General features: G+C 39.3%; 11 protein-coding genes. 7 read left to right on the forward strand and 4 right to left on the reverse strand.

The features are described 5' to 3' along the window. Together JWR61_RS26865 and JWR61_RS26870 are read left to right on the forward strand one after the other, a co-directional pair. On the forward strand, nucleotides 1–395 hold a 395-nt coding region (locus tag JWR61_RS26865), incomplete at its 5' end, for an amidohydrolase family protein (RefSeq protein ID WP_301930729.1). Between the two features lie 343 nt (nucleotides 396–738). Then, nucleotides 739–1,815 (forward strand): ATP-binding protein, encoded by a 1,077-nt coding sequence (locus JWR61_RS26870; RefSeq protein WP_301930730.1) that lies wholly within the window; start codon nucleotides 739–741, stop codon nucleotides 1,813–1,815. A 1,303-nt stretch (nucleotides 1,816–3,118) separates the two neighbouring features. Here the strand turns inward: JWR61_RS26870 and JWR61_RS26875 are convergent. The 3 genes from JWR61_RS26875 to JWR61_RS26885 form a co-directional block, all read right to left on the reverse strand. After that, a complete protein-coding gene (locus JWR61_RS26875; protein WP_301930731.1) occupies nucleotides 3,119–4,711 on the reverse strand; it encodes an amidohydrolase in 1,593 nt (530 codons plus the stop codon). Nucleotides 4,712–4,921: 210 nt separating this feature from the next. Then, nucleotides 4,922–5,743, reverse strand: coding sequence for a helix-turn-helix domain-containing protein (locus JWR61_RS26880; protein ID WP_301930732.1), 822 nt, complete (start codon nucleotides 5,741–5,743; stop codon nucleotides 4,922–4,924). A gap of 300 nt (nucleotides 5,744–6,043) precedes the next feature. Next, nucleotides 6,044–6,778, reverse strand: a complete 735-nt coding sequence (locus tag JWR61_RS26885; RefSeq protein ID WP_301930733.1) for a hypothetical protein — start codon at nucleotides 6,776–6,778, stop codon at nucleotides 6,044–6,046. Between the two features lie 599 nt (nucleotides 6,779–7,377). Here JWR61_RS26885 and JWR61_RS26890 point away from each other — a divergent pair. The 4 genes from JWR61_RS26890 to JWR61_RS26905 all read left to right on the forward strand — a co-directional run bounded on the left by JWR61_RS26890 (nucleotide 7,378) and on the right by JWR61_RS26905 (nucleotide 10,900). Then, a complete protein-coding gene (locus JWR61_RS26890; RefSeq protein WP_301930734.1) occupies nucleotides 7,378–8,124 on the forward strand; it encodes a ferritin-like domain-containing protein in 747 nt (248 codons plus the stop codon). An 11-nt stretch (nucleotides 8,125–8,135) separates the two neighbouring features. Then, a complete protein-coding gene (locus JWR61_RS26895; RefSeq protein WP_301930735.1) occupies nucleotides 8,136–8,981 on the forward strand; it encodes a ferritin-like domain-containing protein in 846 nt (281 codons plus the stop codon). Nucleotides 8,982–9,201: 220 nt separating this feature from the next. After that, nucleotides 9,202–10,344 (forward strand): alpha/beta hydrolase, encoded by a 1,143-nt coding sequence (locus tag JWR61_RS26900; RefSeq protein WP_301930736.1) that lies wholly within the window; start codon nucleotides 9,202–9,204, stop codon nucleotides 10,342–10,344. A 217-nt stretch (nucleotides 10,345–10,561) separates the two neighbouring features. Then, a complete protein-coding gene (locus tag JWR61_RS26905) occupies nucleotides 10,562–10,900 on the forward strand; it encodes a DUF6799 domain-containing protein (protein ID WP_301930737.1) in 339 nt (112 codons plus the stop codon). Nucleotides 10,901–11,165: 265 nt separating this feature from the next. On the opposite strand, the gene JWR61_RS26910 is transcribed toward JWR61_RS26905, so the two are convergent. After that, nucleotides 11,166–12,380: a GAF domain-containing sensor histidine kinase gene (locus tag JWR61_RS26910; RefSeq protein WP_301930738.1), complete on the reverse strand. Its 1,215-nt coding sequence runs from the start codon at nucleotides 12,378–12,380 to the stop codon at nucleotides 11,166–11,168. Nucleotides 12,381–14,679: 2,299 nt separating this feature from the next. Here JWR61_RS26910 and JWR61_RS26915 point away from each other — a divergent pair. After that, nucleotides 14,680–17,790, forward strand: a complete 3,111-nt coding sequence (locus JWR61_RS26915; RefSeq protein WP_301930739.1) for a PAS domain S-box protein — start codon at nucleotides 14,680–14,682, stop codon at nucleotides 17,788–17,790. Nucleotides 17,791–18,021 lie beyond the last annotated feature (231 nt).

Genomic DNA, 18,021 nt, shown 5'->3' on the forward strand with positions numbered 1-18,021 from the left:
GGATGACAAGTCCATTACATGATTGGCGGTTGATGGGCATACCTATAGCCGTAGGTCCTGATGCAGTGATTAATCCTTTTCTTGGCATTATGTTTATGACTGCACAGCAGGCAAATCCAAAGGAAAACCTGACAAGAGAACAAGCAGTTATTGCGTATACAAAAGGGTCTGCTTATGCTGAATTTGCTGAAAACGATAAAGGAAGGCTTACTAAAGGAATGTTGGCAGACCTGGCTGTTTTATCACAGGATATATTCACTGTACCTGCTCAGCAGTTGGCAGCTACTTATAGTTTAATGACTATTATTGACGGAAAAATTAAGTACCAGCAAGCCAAAAGCACCGGTTCATTCAATGGCAAACCTTTGCACAATAACAAGGTTCTAATGAAGTGAAATCTTTGTTGGTGTAAGGGTGTTGGGTAGGAAAGGCTAATAGCCAGGAAACTTTGCTGCGTACAACAAAAGTCATCTGTCCTATTATTGCAGGTGAGCTTTTGGAAAAGGCTGTTTATAGTAGATGAAAATATTAACCCTTTCTGATATTGCCTGGCGGTATTTAAAACCATAGCAAAGCGGAAACAAGATGCTTATTCGCACAAAGATTAAATAATATAATTTCAAACCGGGCACCACCAACAATTTCATTCCGTATTTGCTAATATCACATAATTTTGTATGTCCTGCAGACCCGTTTAGCACCTGAACACTTTTTAAATTCCACTTTAAATATCTTAAAATGTCCGACAAAAACCAACTGATAAAAGAGCTGATAGAACACAATGATGAACTGGAAAATTATTTTAGAAATACCATCATTCCACAATTGTATATAGATGGCGAATTGAAACTGCAAAAGTTTACACCCCCTGCAATGAAGCAATTCAGCCTCACCGCCAGCGATATTGGCAAACCCATAGCGGATGTTAAGGATAATTTGCGGTTCCCATCCATTTTAGACAATATTGAGCAGGTTATTGAAAGCAATGAAATTCTTGAAAAAGAAATTCAAACTACCGACCTGCGCTGGTACCAGATGAATATTATCCCTTATGTAAAAAGAAGAGATAAGACAACGGATGGGGTTATTATAACTTTTGTTGAAATTACCAGGCGGATAAAAGATTTACAGGAACAGGAAAAACTGATAGCTGACCATGAAATTTTATTAGACACAATTTCTCATGACATAAGAAGTCCACTTACTAGTTTAGTAATGGCTATAGAATTATTTAAAGAAGTATCCCCGAATGAGGAAAAGCAATTTCAATCCCTTTTAAAAGTGGTTGACAGTGCGGTAACAACAATGCACAAACTTATTGGGGAATTAACAGAAATAAGAAAAGAGACCCATAAATACCAAACCCAGGAGGAATTGCTCAATTTTGAGCACATATTAGAAGATGTTCGCCTTACGCTGTACAATAACATAATTGCCGCAAACGCCATCCTTACCAGTGAAATTAATGTGTCTGAAATTGCTTTTTCTAGGAGGAAACTAAGAACCATCATTTATAACCTGGTAAACAACGCCGTAAAATTTAAATCTCCGGAAAGACAACCTGAAATTGTTATTACTACTAACAGGGAGGATGATTATATAATCATATCGGTAAAAGATAATGGTATTGGTGTTGACGAAAGAAAATTTGAAGCAATATTTTCAAAATATTACAGGGTAGAAAATGCCATTGAGGGTTCGGGCATAGGGTTATACCTGGTAAAAGAAATTGTTAACAATGCCGGCGGAAAGGTAGTATTAGAAAGCCAGTTGGGCAAGGGGTCGGAATTTAAGGTCTATTTAAAAATAGAATAGGTTGTTGGACAATATGCATCTGTAGAAGTTAATAAAACGAATAGTTTATTAAGCAAGGGATGAAGCAACTATCAATGTTGGGGATGCAGCCTCATACCAAACGAATAATAAATCAACTAAATTGGTACTTGATACCTTGATCCCTTTTCATTCTTTCCCCTTTTTCAATCCATATCACATTTACGTCGTCCCAAAGGCACGCCAAGGGCAATCAGAAGAATAAGCAAAAGAATTACAGTTGTGAGTTACGATTCAGCAGCAGATCAAACGTTTAGGCCTATGTGGTTTATTTTTAGCCTGAATTTTTAATTAACCCAAGTTGATAGGTATGTAAAAAAAGGAAGTGAACATAGATAAGAAGTATTTTTGAGTTGCCACACTTAAAATATAACCGCTATGCGCACTGAAGCTAAAGTTATAAGAATTTACTGTATAGTAAATGATATTTTAAAATCAATAGGTCCTACTGACGACAGCAGACGCAAAGTATGTGACAGTGAGATAATCACAAATGAATTGGCATCTGCTGCTTATTTCTGCGGCCATTTAGATAATGGCCGAGGTTTATGAAAATGACAAATTTGTTCCTGCGATGTTGGATAAAAGTCGCTTTAACCGGCGGCTCCGTCAGTTAAGCGACCTGCTTTTTTCTATGTTCTATCAAATTGGTCATTATCTTAAAAGCATGGCCAGGGCGTCACGATAGGTGATCGATTGTTTGCCGGTCGATGTTTGTGATAACATCCGGATCAGCCGCTGTAAAATATTAAAAAAAAGCAGTGGAGGGTAAACAATGTAGTATGCGGCGGTAATTTTATGGCGTCAAAGTAAAGGTGCTTGTCAATGGTTGTGGCATTCCTGTTGAGTTTGGTTGTGAAAGCGATGTGCAGGCATTAAAAAAATTAACGCTTGCTGTAGCAGCGGAAAGTAAAATTCATACAAATAAAACAACTGTCCTGTGAATGCGGTTGCAGATGATTACATTGAAAAACCCTTTGTTATAACAGATACGATGAATAAATTGTCTAAGTGGACCTGAATGTAGGTAAAAACTAACCAGTAGATTTCGGCTTTGCCATGGTCTTTTTGGGCTTGATATATATAAGTTTCAATACCCTGGTAACGGGCCGTGTTTTCTCATCCCCTTTAGCTGGCAATTGCATGGTATCAAAGATCCACTATAAAAGGCCTTCCATTTGTCGGGGGATGAACGTCAATACCAGGAAGCGACTGGTGGCATAGGGATTTCTAGTCGTCCTGAAACAGAACATTGCCACGAATATTTGCCGAAAGATCCGGCTGCCTATTGATATACAATTTTACCATCAATCATAGTCAGCACACTTGTAGTTGCAGGGAGTTGTTGAATTGGTACCGTGAATATGTCCTGCGATAAAACAGTTAAGTCTGCCAACATTCCCTTTACCAGCATACCTTTTTCTTTTTCTTTAAACTCGGCAAATGCATTGGTCTTTGTATAGGCAATAACAGCTTGCTCCATACTGAGATTTTCATCTGGGTTTGCCTGTTGGCTGGTAATTACCGTAATATCCCAAAAAGGATTTGTGGTGCCGTCGGGTGATATGCCGACTAATATTCCTTCGTCAAGCAAAGAACGTATCGGGCTGTTGAAGGCAAACTTAGGTGTATGCATAATCAGAATACCATAGTCTTTTATAATCTTTCGCTGCTCTTTTGTGGGATTGCCAGCGGTATTGTGTTCTACCCTAACTCTCAATGGCCGCCATTGCTCTGGTGTTCCGGATTCTTTAATCAGATGGAGAACAATTCCAAAACTACTGTCGGCAGTAATGTGCATCAACAACTGGCGTTTGCTTGTTAAGGCTTCCTTCAGCATTTGACGTATGGTATGAGCCGGATAGTTCAAACGCCCATTTCCATTCCCCCTGCTGTGATATGGCTTGCTGCTCAAGGCGTTTCCCTCTAAAGGCGTGCCATCAATACAATATTTAATTCCCGAAATGGTACTTGTTGGAGTTGGATGTGTTTGGGCAACTGGCCATTCAGAGATCTGCCTGCCCTCAGGTGTCGACCTTGGCCAGGCAACAATGCGTAAACGTTGTGGAATGTTTGCGTGCTGCAGCGTTGTTGTAGCCAATGAATGCGTAAATCCGGTACCCATAAAAAGGGTTGAAGTAATGCCTCCTCTTAATTGCTCCCGGGCAAAACTCTCAATTAGAGGAATGATTGCTTCAGGATAAGCCAAATTGATGGCTATTCTAAAAGGCTCTTCTGCATTTTGCTGAACACTAGAAATGTTCCCATCGCTGTTTCTATCGTACCAGCCGCCAACCGGATCTTTTGCGGCGTCACTTAACCCTGCTGCGTATAATGCATTCTTGTTAGTAACAACCCCGTGTCCCCACTGCACCTGGAGTAACACAGGATTGTCAGGAGCTATGCTGTCAAGCGATCTGCGCATACTGGTATCAAAAAAGACAGTTGTTCCTATTTTACCTTCAATCCACTCACCGGGCTTTGCATTGACCAATAATCTTGCAACAGAATCAAGTACGGCAGCTTTACCGAGTCCCGGTACGCTGAATTCAACATGGTCAAAAGTGAGCGGTGCGGCACTAAAAGCGAAAGCGAAATGGTCATGCTGATCATTGAAACCGGGTACCACAGTCTTTCCTTCCAGGTCAATTTTTTTTGTATTGCCAGCAGCAAGTTTTTCGATTGCCGCAGTGGTTCCGGTTGCCAAAATTTTATTGTCCCTGATGGCTAACGCCTGCACGTAAAGTTGCTGTTGATTAGCGGTAAATATTTTTCCGTTGGTTAAAATGATATCGGCTGATTGAGCAAATCCATATAACCCAATACATGTTACGAAAGCCAGCAAGAAAACGCGGCGGCAGATATTTTTAAGTCTCATTTTTTTTATTTAATGATTAGAAAATAGCGATACACTGCTAGCCGAAACCGAAGGCACATTCCCTGGTCAGGTTTTATGTAAATGATTACTCAGGTAAAGATATCTTGAAGAGAAGGCCAAAACATAGTACAAAACCGACATTTTGGGCCATTAAATTCCCTTCGATACCCCGATCCCCCATTTAACGTACAGGGTAGATCTAATGGGTTATCACCTGTTATACAATAACATCTGTGCTGATTCAATATCTGATTCAATATGCGAAGGATTAACACCAGCAAATTCCTGGAAATCGCGTATGAGATGCATCTGGTCGAAATACCCGCAGTCATGAGCAATTTTTATCCAACTGATGCCCGGCTGTTGTTCTTTAATTATCCAGGCCTGTGCAAATCTTACTAAACGTGAGAACAGTTTTGGCGGTAATCCTATACGTTGCTGGAATACCCGTTCAAATTGTCTTGCACTAAGGCAGGCATGAGATGCCAGTTGGTCTATTTTTATCAATCCACGTTCCTTTATAAGCAAGAGAAACACCTGGTCAATGGGTAAAGCCTCTTTTAATTTGCCTGAACGTTTAATCAAAAAATCTTCAATAATTGTTTTCATTTCCATAAAAGAAACGGCGTCTTTTAATTTATCATTTACTTCCTTTACCTCCTGTCCTAGGAGCTCTGTACAGTCAAACGAATTTTTACATAAAAGTTCGTTCATAGGTATTCCTAAAAGTCGATACAGCCCACCTGGCTGGAAGCCAACTTTAATCATTAAATGATTGAACCCGGGTGTCATGATATGCCTGTTCGTGTGTGGACCAACGATGATTGAAGATGAATGTGTTTCCTTATGATTTGTAGCCGTATTTTGTGCATCTATACTATCTCTTACATAAAAGAATAAGCTTTGTTCGGGAAGCGGGGGGACCGAGAAATTGAATTTAGGTTTCCCTGAATCAAATTCTATTTGATGTATCATAATATTGTTTACAAATCCTTTTAAGGCTGGATGCGGTTGGTAGATTTGTTGAAACATGAGACGTGTTTAGAATTAGTTTTAGGAGGCAAAGCATTACCGCCTCTTAATATTTACCAACCAAGGCCACCGGATTGACGATATTTAAAAATGGCCCGGTATGCAACCACTGCTGGGTAAAGCTACTCATTTTGGTAATACACCTGCATTTCGGGCATTTGCTAAAATTAAATAATCCGGAAGGATTTGTATTTCCGGTACTTGTTGTTACTGGATTCATAATCAATGATGACGAAGAGACTATCCATTTTCGACTATTAATACAATGCTGTGAATGTATGCAGCCAGAAAGAAGGTTTTTTATTTTCCACCGTTTGCTTTCAGATCGTTCATACAATGATCGTCCAGCAATGGTATGGGGTTATTCATTGATCCAGCATTGGTTTCAATGCCATAAAACATCAGGCAGGCGGGGTTGATGCAATGGGCGCCGTTATCCGGATCCTTGTGGGGCGACTGCATGGGTGATCCCTGGTTTACCAGTCCCAGCAAATGCCCCATTTCGTGCTGAAGCACTGTACTGAGCAGTTTTGACCTTGGTACCAGCCCTTGGCTGCCCGAGTTATCATTGATGGCCTGCCCAAAAATGCAGATAGAGGTGTTCCAGTAAGAAGTGGCAAAGGTGTTGGTTGAAGTGAAATATCCATCAGTAATTAAAATGTCTAAGGTTATTGTGTTAAGCCCGGTAAAAAAAATCCGGTTGTTCCGTTCGATTTTTACAATGTCTGTAAGGCTTAATGCCGCTTTGCCACTTGCCGCAATTGGTCGTTGCAATACCGTGATACCGCCGGGCTTATTGGTGTATGCATTTATAAAAGTAGTGAGATTGCCGATGACAGCATTATCCGGCGCAAAGCCGGGCATGTAATCTATTTGGATTTGTAATGTTGTGTACGGTGCCGCGGTTAATAAGTCCCGGGCCGAAACACCCAGTGTCCTGTATTCGTAATTGCCGCGGAGGTCTTCTTTTTGGCAGGCGCATAACAACAACAGGCAGGCAGCTAGTAAATACAAACCATTTTTTTTAACTGGCATATCGGTTTAGAACATTGAAGTATAAAAATAGCTTACTAACCGGTAGCAACCAATTTGTTTGGTGAACAAACCGTGCTCTGTGGGAAGCAGGAAGACAGAACCGCTGATCAAAGGGGTTGATACGGATGAAAGCCGGTGTTGATTTATCGCAGAAAAAATGCCCGGCGAATCCTGTTGATTTTGAAGTTCTTAAAACTTAGTTGCTCCACTTTTAGTGATGATAGTATACATAAAACAGCCTTTTTATCCTGCTTTCCTCTGCTATATCATCGTTTCTTTCTCTTATAAAAAACCTGCTCAGGCAGGTTTGGATAAATGATTACTTAGACAATTGAGTACTGTTTACGTCTTAAATCCCGCCTCTTATTGTTCTGTTTAATCTTTAGAGGCTTTTACCGACTTAGCTTAAACTGTTGGGAAAAAACGGGATTTAAAAGAATAAACGGGGAATAAGACACCACGGTATTTTTGAATATACCAATATTAAAAAGATGGTTTGCAATTTGTTAAATAATATTTAAAAAAAAATGTCAAAAAGTAAATCTTTCTGAATTAAAATTTCGTAAACATATATTATCCATCATTTAAAAAACAATGTTATGCCACATGATCAGTCAAAAGCATCCGCTTTAATTCAAACACCAGTCGAGGCACCCATGCCCCGGCGAAAATTTTTAACCTATGCAGGATTATCTGCAGGTGCAATGTTATTTGCAGCTTCCTGTAAAAAAGAATCCAGCCAGGATCCCTCTCTTACATCCGACATCCGCTCGCTGGGCGGCGGTAAGGATGGAGGGAAAGCCGTGGTAAGTCTGGGTTCGGGGGATATTGGCATTCTTAATTATGCCTATGCATTGGAACAACTGGAAGCGGCCTTTTATATCCGTGCGCTGCAAACGCCGTATGCAGGCATTTCGGATAAGGAAATGGAATATTTAAGCGATGTGAGAGATCATGAAATAGCACACCGGGAATGGTTTAAAAATGTACTGGGTGATAACCGTATTGGCGGTGTAATCGTAAATTTTAGTTCTATTAATTTTGACAGCCGGGAAAGTGTATTGGGTACGGCAAAGGCTTTGGAAGACGTGGGAGTATCCGCTTACAATGGTGCCGGCGAACTGCTGCAGAGTGCGACTTACCTGTTGTTTGCAGGTAAAATCGTTTCAGTGGAAGCCCGCCATGCAGCAGCCTTAAGGGACATGCTGAACTACGGAAGCTTTGCAGACAACACAGCAGTTGATATGAATGGCCTCGACCTTGTTCGTACGCCTGCTGAAGTACTGGCCATTGCCAGCGGTTTCATATCTACAAAAATTATTTCAAAAGATTTACCAACCTCTTAAAATTTATTCTCATGAATTTTTCAAATATAATAGAAGAAATAGAAAAAGTTGATCCGGAAGTGTACGAAAAACTGAACGGACGACGCAGTGCAATGAAAAATTTTCTGAACTTTTCAGGAAAGGTTACCGCCGCTGCTTTACCTGTTGCAATCGGCAGTATGTTTAACAAGGCATACGCGGGCAGCCCAACCAGCACCATTACTGACGTACTTAATTTTGCACTTACGCTGGAATACATTGAATGGGAATTTTACAAACAGGTCGTTGCATCGGGCATTATACCCAGCGCTGCAGCCATCGGCGCATTAACCACTATCCGGGATCATGAGGCGGAACACGTGGCGCTGTTGACTTCCGTCATCACTTCACTGGGTGCTACCCCTGTTTATTTTACAGCAGCCTCTTTTGATTATACCGCTAAAGGGTTGTTTCCAACCGTATTTACAGATTATGGTGTACTACTGGCAGTAGCGCAAACATTTGAAGACACTGGCGTAAGGGCCTATAAAGGACAGGCAGGCAACCTGATATCCAGCAACGAAATATTAAGGGCGGCTTTACAAATACATTCTGTTGAAGCCAGGCATGCGGCTCATGTACGCGAAATGCGCAGGCGCTATGGTGCTCTTGTACCACCGGGCGTATTGTTGCAACCGTGGATAACATTGAACCAAAGTGGTATTGCCACACCTGCCGTGGATGCAAGTTATGCAGGTGAAGAGCTAACCAACCAGGCTGGTGTAAACGTGGTGGGCATTAATGGTTTCGCCATTACAGCAGAAGATGCCAGTGAGGCGTTTGATGAGCCGCTTACCAAAGAGCAGGTGGTATCCATCGTTACACCCTTTTTTGCGTAAGTAAATTTAAAAAATAAAATTAAAAGCTTAAACCAGGAATTCCGGATACGGTGTTCCTGGTTTTTTAAATCAAAACACTTCTTCTCTCTGCGTTGGTATAACAAAATATGCAGCACATAAAAATTACAAACCTGGTTGATCAGCGCATGTTAGAATATCAGGCATGTATATTGGGAATATCATGGTAACCAAAAAAAATACAGTGCGCGTACATTACTCAATGCTTCAAAAAACAATCGCAGCGGGCATTTCTTTGCTGGTATTGCTTACCTCCTGCGGAAATAATGCTACTACCGATAAAAGTACCGCAACAGACAGCACTGTTTTACAAACTGAAAAAAATAATCCGGATAAAATGAGTAAAGCGGAAAAGCTTACACCAGCCGGAGCGAAACCAGCCTGGGGAAAAGATATGACCGATCCGATGACTGTGGTAATTGAAAAATTAAGCAGCTTTGGTGCGCCGCCTTTAACAACGCTTTCCGCTCCCGAAGCCCGCAAACAGCCTTCGGCCGCTGACGCAGCTATGGGTGTTATAAAGGACCATAACATTTTAGTACCTCCGGATAATACAGATACAACAGGTAAGGATATCGCTGTAGCCGGAGGAACCATACATGCAAGAATTTACACCCCTAAAACTGGCAAAAGCATCTACCCTGTGATTGTATATTATCATGGCGGTGGCTGGGTTATTGCCGATTTAAATACCTATGGTGCATCAGCGCAGGGTATGGCGGAGCAGGCAGATGCAGTAGTGGTGTCAGTAGCTTACAGGCAGGCACCCGAGCATAAATTTCCAACAGCACACAATGACTGCTATGCCGCATATGAATGGACTGTAAAAAACGCTGCCTCTATAAAAGGAGATTCAAAACGAATTGCTTTAGTGGGGGAAAGTGCAGGTGGTAATCTTGCAGCGGCGGTAAGTATGATGGCGAGGGATAAAAAATTCCAGATGCCGGTGCATGAAGTATTGGTATATCCGATTGCAGGATATGATTTTGCAACAGCATCCTATAAAGAAAGCGACAGTACAAAACCGTTGAGTTCAGGACTGATGAAATGGTTTTTTCAACAATACCTCAATACCCCGGCGGATGGTAAAAACCCAATGATCTCCCTGGTAACAGCCAACGTAACCGGGTTACCACCAACTACTATTATTGGTGCAGAATATGATCCATTAAGAAGCGAGGGTGAGTTACTGAGGGACAATTTTAAGAAGGCCGGCGTTACCACAAACTATAAAATGTACAGAGGTGTAACGCATGAGTTTTTCGGTATGGCGGCTGTTTTGCCAGAGGCAAAAGATGCACAGGAATTTGCCGCAGGCGAATTAAAAAAGGCTTTTTATAAATAAATTTTACAAGCGGAATTCGGTGCAGAAGGGATGTTGAAAGGTCGTTGTCAGACAGGTTGTTGCTACAGATCCCGATGGATTAAAACCTTTAACACAAATTTAAATAACCAGCAGTTGATGATTGCAACCCGGATATTTAGACTTTCGTATTTAACTGAGATATATTTTTGTTAACCGGTGATACCAGCTTCGCTGACAACACCACAAACTTGCATGTATGAAAAAATTGCTAATTATTGCTATTGCTTTTACTTTAGGAGGCACTGCCTTCGCACAGGAAAAAATGGACAAGATGGATCATAAGATGAGTCATAAAATGGGTTTGAAAAAAGACTGCGTGATGATGAAGGACGGAAAAATGATGATGATGAAAAACGGGAAAATGATGGCCATGGACAAAGACATGACCATGCATGATGGTACTGTCTGTATGATGGATGGCACCTGTAAAATGAAGGATGGAACAACCATGATGATGAAGGAAGGAGAAACCTGTGATATGGACGGAAAGATGAGCCACATGAAAATGGGTAAGGGAATGAAGCACAAAATGTAATTTCGATGCTGACAGCAAAAAACTCCCAAATTAATGGGAGTTTTTTAATATTTTTATTATAGGTGAACGCAATGCGAACCGTTGGGGTCAGCTGCTTTTAAAGCTTTCGGTAACTTTCCTTTATATACTGTATATTTTTTGTCGATAACTGGTTTCTTCGCTTTTTAAAACCCTTAGATTAATTCTCATAGAACAATCCTTGCCGACCAATGACGGCTTGGGGTTTATTTTAGACTTGAAATTGTTTTTCTTGATTAAAATTGTTTCAGTTCTTATTAAAAGGAATACAGATTTTAAAAGTTGAAACTGTATTTTTTTCAGAAGTAACCATTATTTTACCTCCGCATGTTTCCAATATGTTTTTTACCGATGCAAGACCAATACCTGTTCCAGTATTACCAAACCTGTCAATTTTATTAAGTGTTTGTCTTTCTTTAAAGATTTTAGCTAAATCCTGCTTTTCCATTCCTGAACCATTATCAGAAATTTGAAAATAATGGAAAGAATTATCACTCATACAAGTAATATTAATTTCACCCTTTTCTTTGTCATTGTATTTAATCGCATTAGTGATTAGATTTTGAAATACCTGTTGCAATGAAATTTTATTCATTGGCACTTTTGGAAATTCGCCTTTTAAATTTATTTCAATATCTGCTGGCGGAGCCACTAAATCAATTACTTTAATTAAGACGGAGTGAGAATCTATTAACGTTTCAGACCTTCGTGCATCTTTATTTATGTTCTCAGATTGGATTAGTATCTCATCAATAAATACTAAAAGTTCCTTTGCACTTTTATCAATTAGGTCAAAATACGGAACAGCATTTTCATCAAAATACTGTTCATAATTTTTTTTGAAAGAACGTGAAACTAATAAAATATTTGCCAGGGGAGTTTTCATGTCATGTGAAACGATATGAGCAAAGCTTTTTAGATTCTTATTTGCTTCCTTTAATTTCTTTTGTATGAGATTGAGTTCCTTTATTTTTTTTTGCAATTCTAGTCTGGTAACAACTTGTTGAGCTAAACCTTTTAAAGCATCAAATTGTTCATCAGTAAGATTATTAATTTTTCCATCTAATACGCAAATAGACCCTAAAACAAAACCATCTGGAGTAATAAGAGGGGCGCCAGCATAAAAAACTGCATTGGGCTCGCCTGTAACCAATGGGTTTTGGTAAAATCTCTCATCTACTCTTAAATCCGGAACTACAAGTACTTTATCAGGATCAATTATAGTATAATTACAAAATGAAAGTTCACGAGGGGTTTCTTTTATACTTATGCCTAAATGAGATTTAAACCACTGCCTGTCTTTATCCAAAAAAGTTATTAACGAAGCAGGTACATTGCATATTTGTGCGGCTATTTTCGTAATAGAGTCGTATTCTTTTTCAGAAAGCGTGTCAAGAATACCATAATCATACAAGGCTTGTAACCGTTGTTTTTCATTTTTAGGTAATGGATATAGTTGCATAATTTTTATTACAGCTAACGTATAAATCGTGTAAAAATTGCTATAAAATAAATTACAAACCAAGGCATACAAAGACAGTTTCTAAAATACCCCGCTCTAAATAAATGTAATGATTCATGCTATAGATTAATGTGTGGCGCTATTAAAAATATTTGTAGCCAGAACAGTTGCCTGCTATAAAAACCATACAAGAGCCGAAACCGCAGCTCTATAATCCCTTGCCACTACAGGGATGGGAAGAAACAGCAAAAAATATATTGGAATGCGTGGCGTAAAAAAGCAACTGCTATCTGCAGACTGCAGCAGCTATGGCGTAATAAAAAATTAAGTAAGCTTTTGAAGATGTTGTCAGCAGATATTTAAATAATCAACTACTAAAGAGTGTTCGTCGCAAAACCATGCTGTTATAATCCGGCTTACTTAAAAGCAACGCCACCAAAATAGCAAACGCTTTTCTACTCAAAAAACATAGCCTGAATAAAGGCATACCGGTTACGTACAACATGGGACTTCATCGCCGGCACTCCGTTTCGTACGAAGTCTTGATTGTTAGCTGCATTGTTTTATGCGATGTAAATCTGTAAAAATTAATTTAACTAATTTGTGTTTTGGTAAATTTGTTTTCTCTGAAGCAATACAAATAGTTATCCTTAGAAGTTGTATAAAAACAGTATGGTTATTTTCTGTCATTACATTTATTTGAAAATATGATCGGAATGTTTGTATCAGTATTTCTTCCGCTTGTTCAGTGTTGTGTGAGATCCCCCAGATGAGCCCATATAAAGGCGCACTATAATTATCATAGATGTTTTCAAAGAAGGATTCTTTTTTTTTATCGGGGAATGAAGTCATAAAAGTTTTTAACTTACTAATGACAACATTAGTTACAAAGTTTAACCCAATTGTTTTGTTTAACTTTAATTATTTATATCTCCTTATTCAATTCACAAAGCTTCATTTAATGTAATTTCAAAATAATTGCTGAGAATAGTAATCTACACAATGAGAATAAAATAGATGAAAAACTAAATTACCGGGTGACTATTTGCAGCTAACGGGAGGTTGTGAAAAAACTTTGCAGTAAAACCAATATAAAATGTAAATAGCTGAAATGGCGTATGGTTTTAACGCTTAACAGCATGCAGTTTATATAAGGAAACGACCGGCATCGAACTTGCTTAATTCCGCCGGATGGCCCGGGTATGTGCTTAAATTGCAATAACGCTGATGGACGCATTTATAGAGAAACTTGATTTTCAAAAATGAGGTTTTACGGGTATTCTTCACAAAAGCGAAGGCCGTCCATGGTAAGCACCCGGGGTGCTTTTAAAATTTTGTCTGTATATCTCAACAAAATCCGCACCAGCCGAAAGCTGGAAAAAGAATGCAGCCGCAACATTGAACCGCCTTCATCATTTTAGTTTTTTCATTTGACGGCAAATCTCGTTTAAATCAAGAAAGCAGCCTGAACCCAAAAGCATTAGATTTATGTACCAAAATAATAACTGGCTCAAAAGTGAATTATAAAAAACGATCAAAACATCAAAACATAAAAACACAACAGTAAAATTCGTCGCAATGTCCAGGGCTTTATAATCTTGGGATAAATACTTCATTCTTACCTCACTAATACTTTTGCTAGCTGAATACCATACAATGCAATAATTTTCGCAACATTTGTGAGTTTATACTCGTTCTTCTTTAAAAATCAATTATAATAAGCTCATTAACTAATTCCACTTTATTCTGTTTAGATGAAACTTTCGAGCTATTTTTTGTTACTATTGAAACTTTATTATTATGCGTTCAGTTTGCCTTAATCTTTAAATTGTTAAGGAGTGCATAATACACAATACCTTTTTATGTAAAATACTTTGTGAGCAAATCAATTTACAAAGTATTCGTACTGATAACAATATAACACGTTTAGAAGTTGGTAGAGTAATTAAGCAACAATTGGCTGTTAACCGGAGCGATTCTGAATAAGCATTTGATTTATTCAAAGTTGTTTAGCGGGTTTGTGTTACTGTATGATTTTGTTTAGAGGATACAAGTCATGATTTATCAGGGCAGGAGGCAGGTAATAAAATGTATTTTTTATTAGAAAAATTCCGGCACAATATTTAATATCTTTAATGTTATAAAGAACAATATCTTATTACGAACAAAGAAATTTAAAAGGGGGGAGTAGGAAAACCGCCCTGGAAGTTTTTACGAAGGTTTCCGTTTGCAAACCGGTTTCAATTTCAGCCTGCGCATAAAGCCAAATATGTAATCCAAGCTTAAACATATTATTTGAATGAGTATTAATACTACGGGACATTATTTTCTTATGGGCGGAGGAGAAATGGGGCAACTGATAAGGGCAAAGGATTGGAGCAAAACACCTTTGGGAGACCCTGCAACCTGGCCGCAAAGCCTTCGCACAATGGTTGCCGTAATGCTTGACAATCCTTTTGGCATGTATATAGCATGGGGAGATGAATATACCCAGTTATACAACGACGGATACCGCCCCATTCTTGGTGCTACCAAACATCCCGCCGCTTTGGGGATTGGCACACGCCAGACGTTTGAAGAAGTATGGTATATCATAGGGCCAATGTTTGACGGAGTAATGAAAGGAAAAGCGGTTGGCTTTCCGGATTTTATGTTACCGTTAAACAGGAACGGTTTTGTAGAAGAATGTTATTTCGATTTTTCATACAGCCCCATCAGAAAAGACAATGGAGAAGTAGGTGGGGTGCTGGTGACCGTTATTGAAACCACCAACAAAAAAAAAGCAGAAGAAGCTTTAACAGAAAGTGAACAACGTTTCAGGGACACAGTTAAACAAGCTCCTGTCGGCATAACTATTTTGAGGGGTAGAGAATTTACAGTGGAAATGGCAAATGATGCATACCTGCAATTGCTGGATAGAAATGAAAGGGAATTTGTAGGCAATCCTTTATTTCATTCATTGCCTGAAGTAAAAGAAGTTGTCCATCCTTTACTGGACAGTGTTCTGAATACAGGGGTGCCCTACCATGGTAATGAAGTTCCTATTCCCGTAAATCGGTACGGGAAGCACGAAATATCTTATTTCGATTTTTTATATCATCCGCTGAAAGAAAAAGATGGAACTATTTCGGGTATTATAGTTACTGTTACCGAGGTGAGTGAAAAAGTAACTTCAAGAAAAAATATAGAGGCAAGTGAAGAACAGTTCAGCACGCTGGCTGAAAATATGGAAAACCTTGCCTGGCTTGCTGATGGTGAGGGTTTCATTTACTGGTACAATAAACGTTGGTATGATTATACCGGAACCACGCTGGAAGACATTAAAGGCTGGGGATGGCAAAAAGTGCATCATCCGGATCATGTGGACAGGATACTGAATTTTGTAAAAGAAGCCTGGCATAAAAACGAACCGTTTGAACTTACTTTTCCCCTGCGTGGAAAGGATGGTGAATACAGATGGTTCCTCACCCGTGCCTACCCCATTGCTGATGAGCAGGGGAGAGTGATGCGATGGATTGGAACCAACACCAATATTGATGAACAGCAAAAGGCAGCAGAAGAAATAAAATACCGCAAAGCCCTTTTAGAAGCACACAATGAATCGAGCGCCGATGGTATTTTGCTCACCAATGATAAAGGGAAAATTATTTCTTTCAACAAGCGTTACACTGAAATATGGAACATGCCACATCATATTGCCGATACTTTAGATGATGAAGCCATTGTAAATTATACCTTATCGCAACTGGAAGATCCGGGTCCGTTAATTGAACTGAATAAATACATTTTTCAGCATCCGTTGGAACCCGGCAGCATACAACTAAAGTTTAAAGATGGCAAAATAGTAGAACAGCATAACTATGCAGTGATAGGTGAAGACGGAAGTTTTTACGGCGTATCACTTACCTACCGGGATATTACCGAACAGAAATCTGCACAATTGATGCTTGAATACCGCAAAGCATTGCTGGAAGCTCACAATGAGTCCAGTTTTGATGGACTTTTATTGGTAGATGCAAAGGGAAAAATAATTTCTTACAATCACCGCTTTGTTGAAATATGGGATATGCCCCAGTACATTGTGGAACAAAAAAATGATGAAGCTGCCCTTGCTTTTGCTATCACACAATTGGTAAAACCGCAGCAGTTTATTGAAAAAGTAAAATGGCTGTATAACCACCCTGATGAAACCAGTACGGACATACTTGAATTTAAGGATGGTAAAATGGTAGAGCGGCATGGTTACCCCGTTACAGCCAAAAATGGCAGTTATTATGCCTGGAGCTGGACCTTCAGGGATATAACAGAAATAAAAAAAGCGGAAATTATTTTAAAGGAAAGTGAAGCGCACTTCAGGCAACTGGCTGAATTGATGCCGGATAAAGTAATTTCTGCCGATCCTTCGGGCATGGTAACTTTTTACAGCAGGAACTGGGAATATTATACAGGTATTTCGAGGGAACGGTTGTATAGTGAAGGTTATAGTATGCTGATCCATCCTGATGAAGTTGATAGGTTAGCAAAACGCTGGCAGCAGTCCGTGGAAACGGGTGATGATTTTGAAATGGAATTGCGGATACGCAATAGTGCCGGCACCTATCAATGGCACCTTGGCCGTGCCAGTGCTGTAAAAGATGAACACGGTAATATTATTAAGTGGATTGGCAGCATGACGGATATACAAAAACTGAAAGAAGAAGAGCAAAGAAAAGGGGATTTTATAGGCATGGTAAGCCATGAATTAAAAACACCGGTTACCTCCATAAAAGGGTATGTACAAATGTTGATGAGTATGCTGGAAAATGTACCTGACACTCAGTTAGGAGGTTTACCGCTTGAGTCTTTTTTAAACAGGATAGACAGCCAGATAATAAGTTTAACCAGGTTAATTACAGAAATGCTGGACCTTACAAGGCTTGAAACAGGTAAACTGGAATTAAGAAAAGAATTGTTCAGCCTGGATCAACTCGTGAACAAAACAATTCAGGACATCATGTTCATTAATACTAAGTATGTTATTCGCCTGCAAGTAGATTTTATGGGAAACGTATACGGAGATGAAGACCGCATAGCACAGGTGCTGATCAATCTGATCAATAATGCTATTAAATATTCAGATGACATGAATCCGGTAGATGTATACATTCACCAATCCCCGCCTGACCAGATATCAGTAAGTATAAAGGACTACGGAATTGGGATCGGTAAGGCGGAACAGGAAAAAATATTTGAACGTTTTTACCGTGCGGTAGGCGAAAGCGAATACACTTATCCTGGTTTTGGTATAGGTTTATTTATCGCCAAAGAGATTATGGAACGGCATCATGGTTCTGTATCGGTTGAGAGTGAAAAAGGAAAAGGATCAGTATTTACCATTACATTGCCCTTGGCTACGGAAAATAAAATGTAAGAGCTGTATACTAAGTGAGCTACTGAACATTTGAATGAGTATAACCAAAAACAATCATTGTGTAAAGATAGATGTAACACTTCAACATTATTAATTGAGCTAGTCAATATTTAATCTGACAATTGCGATTAATTTTAAGTTGCCACGCTTGCATTCAGGCGCTTATAAAACATTTATTATCCCTGTCGAAGCCCAGGTTATTGCCATGGAAGCCAAGAAAGAAAAGAGACA

This window comes from Ferruginibacter sp., assembly GCF_028288465.1.
Taxonomy (GTDB): Bacteria; Bacteroidota; Bacteroidia; order Chitinophagales; family Chitinophagaceae; genus Ferruginibacter.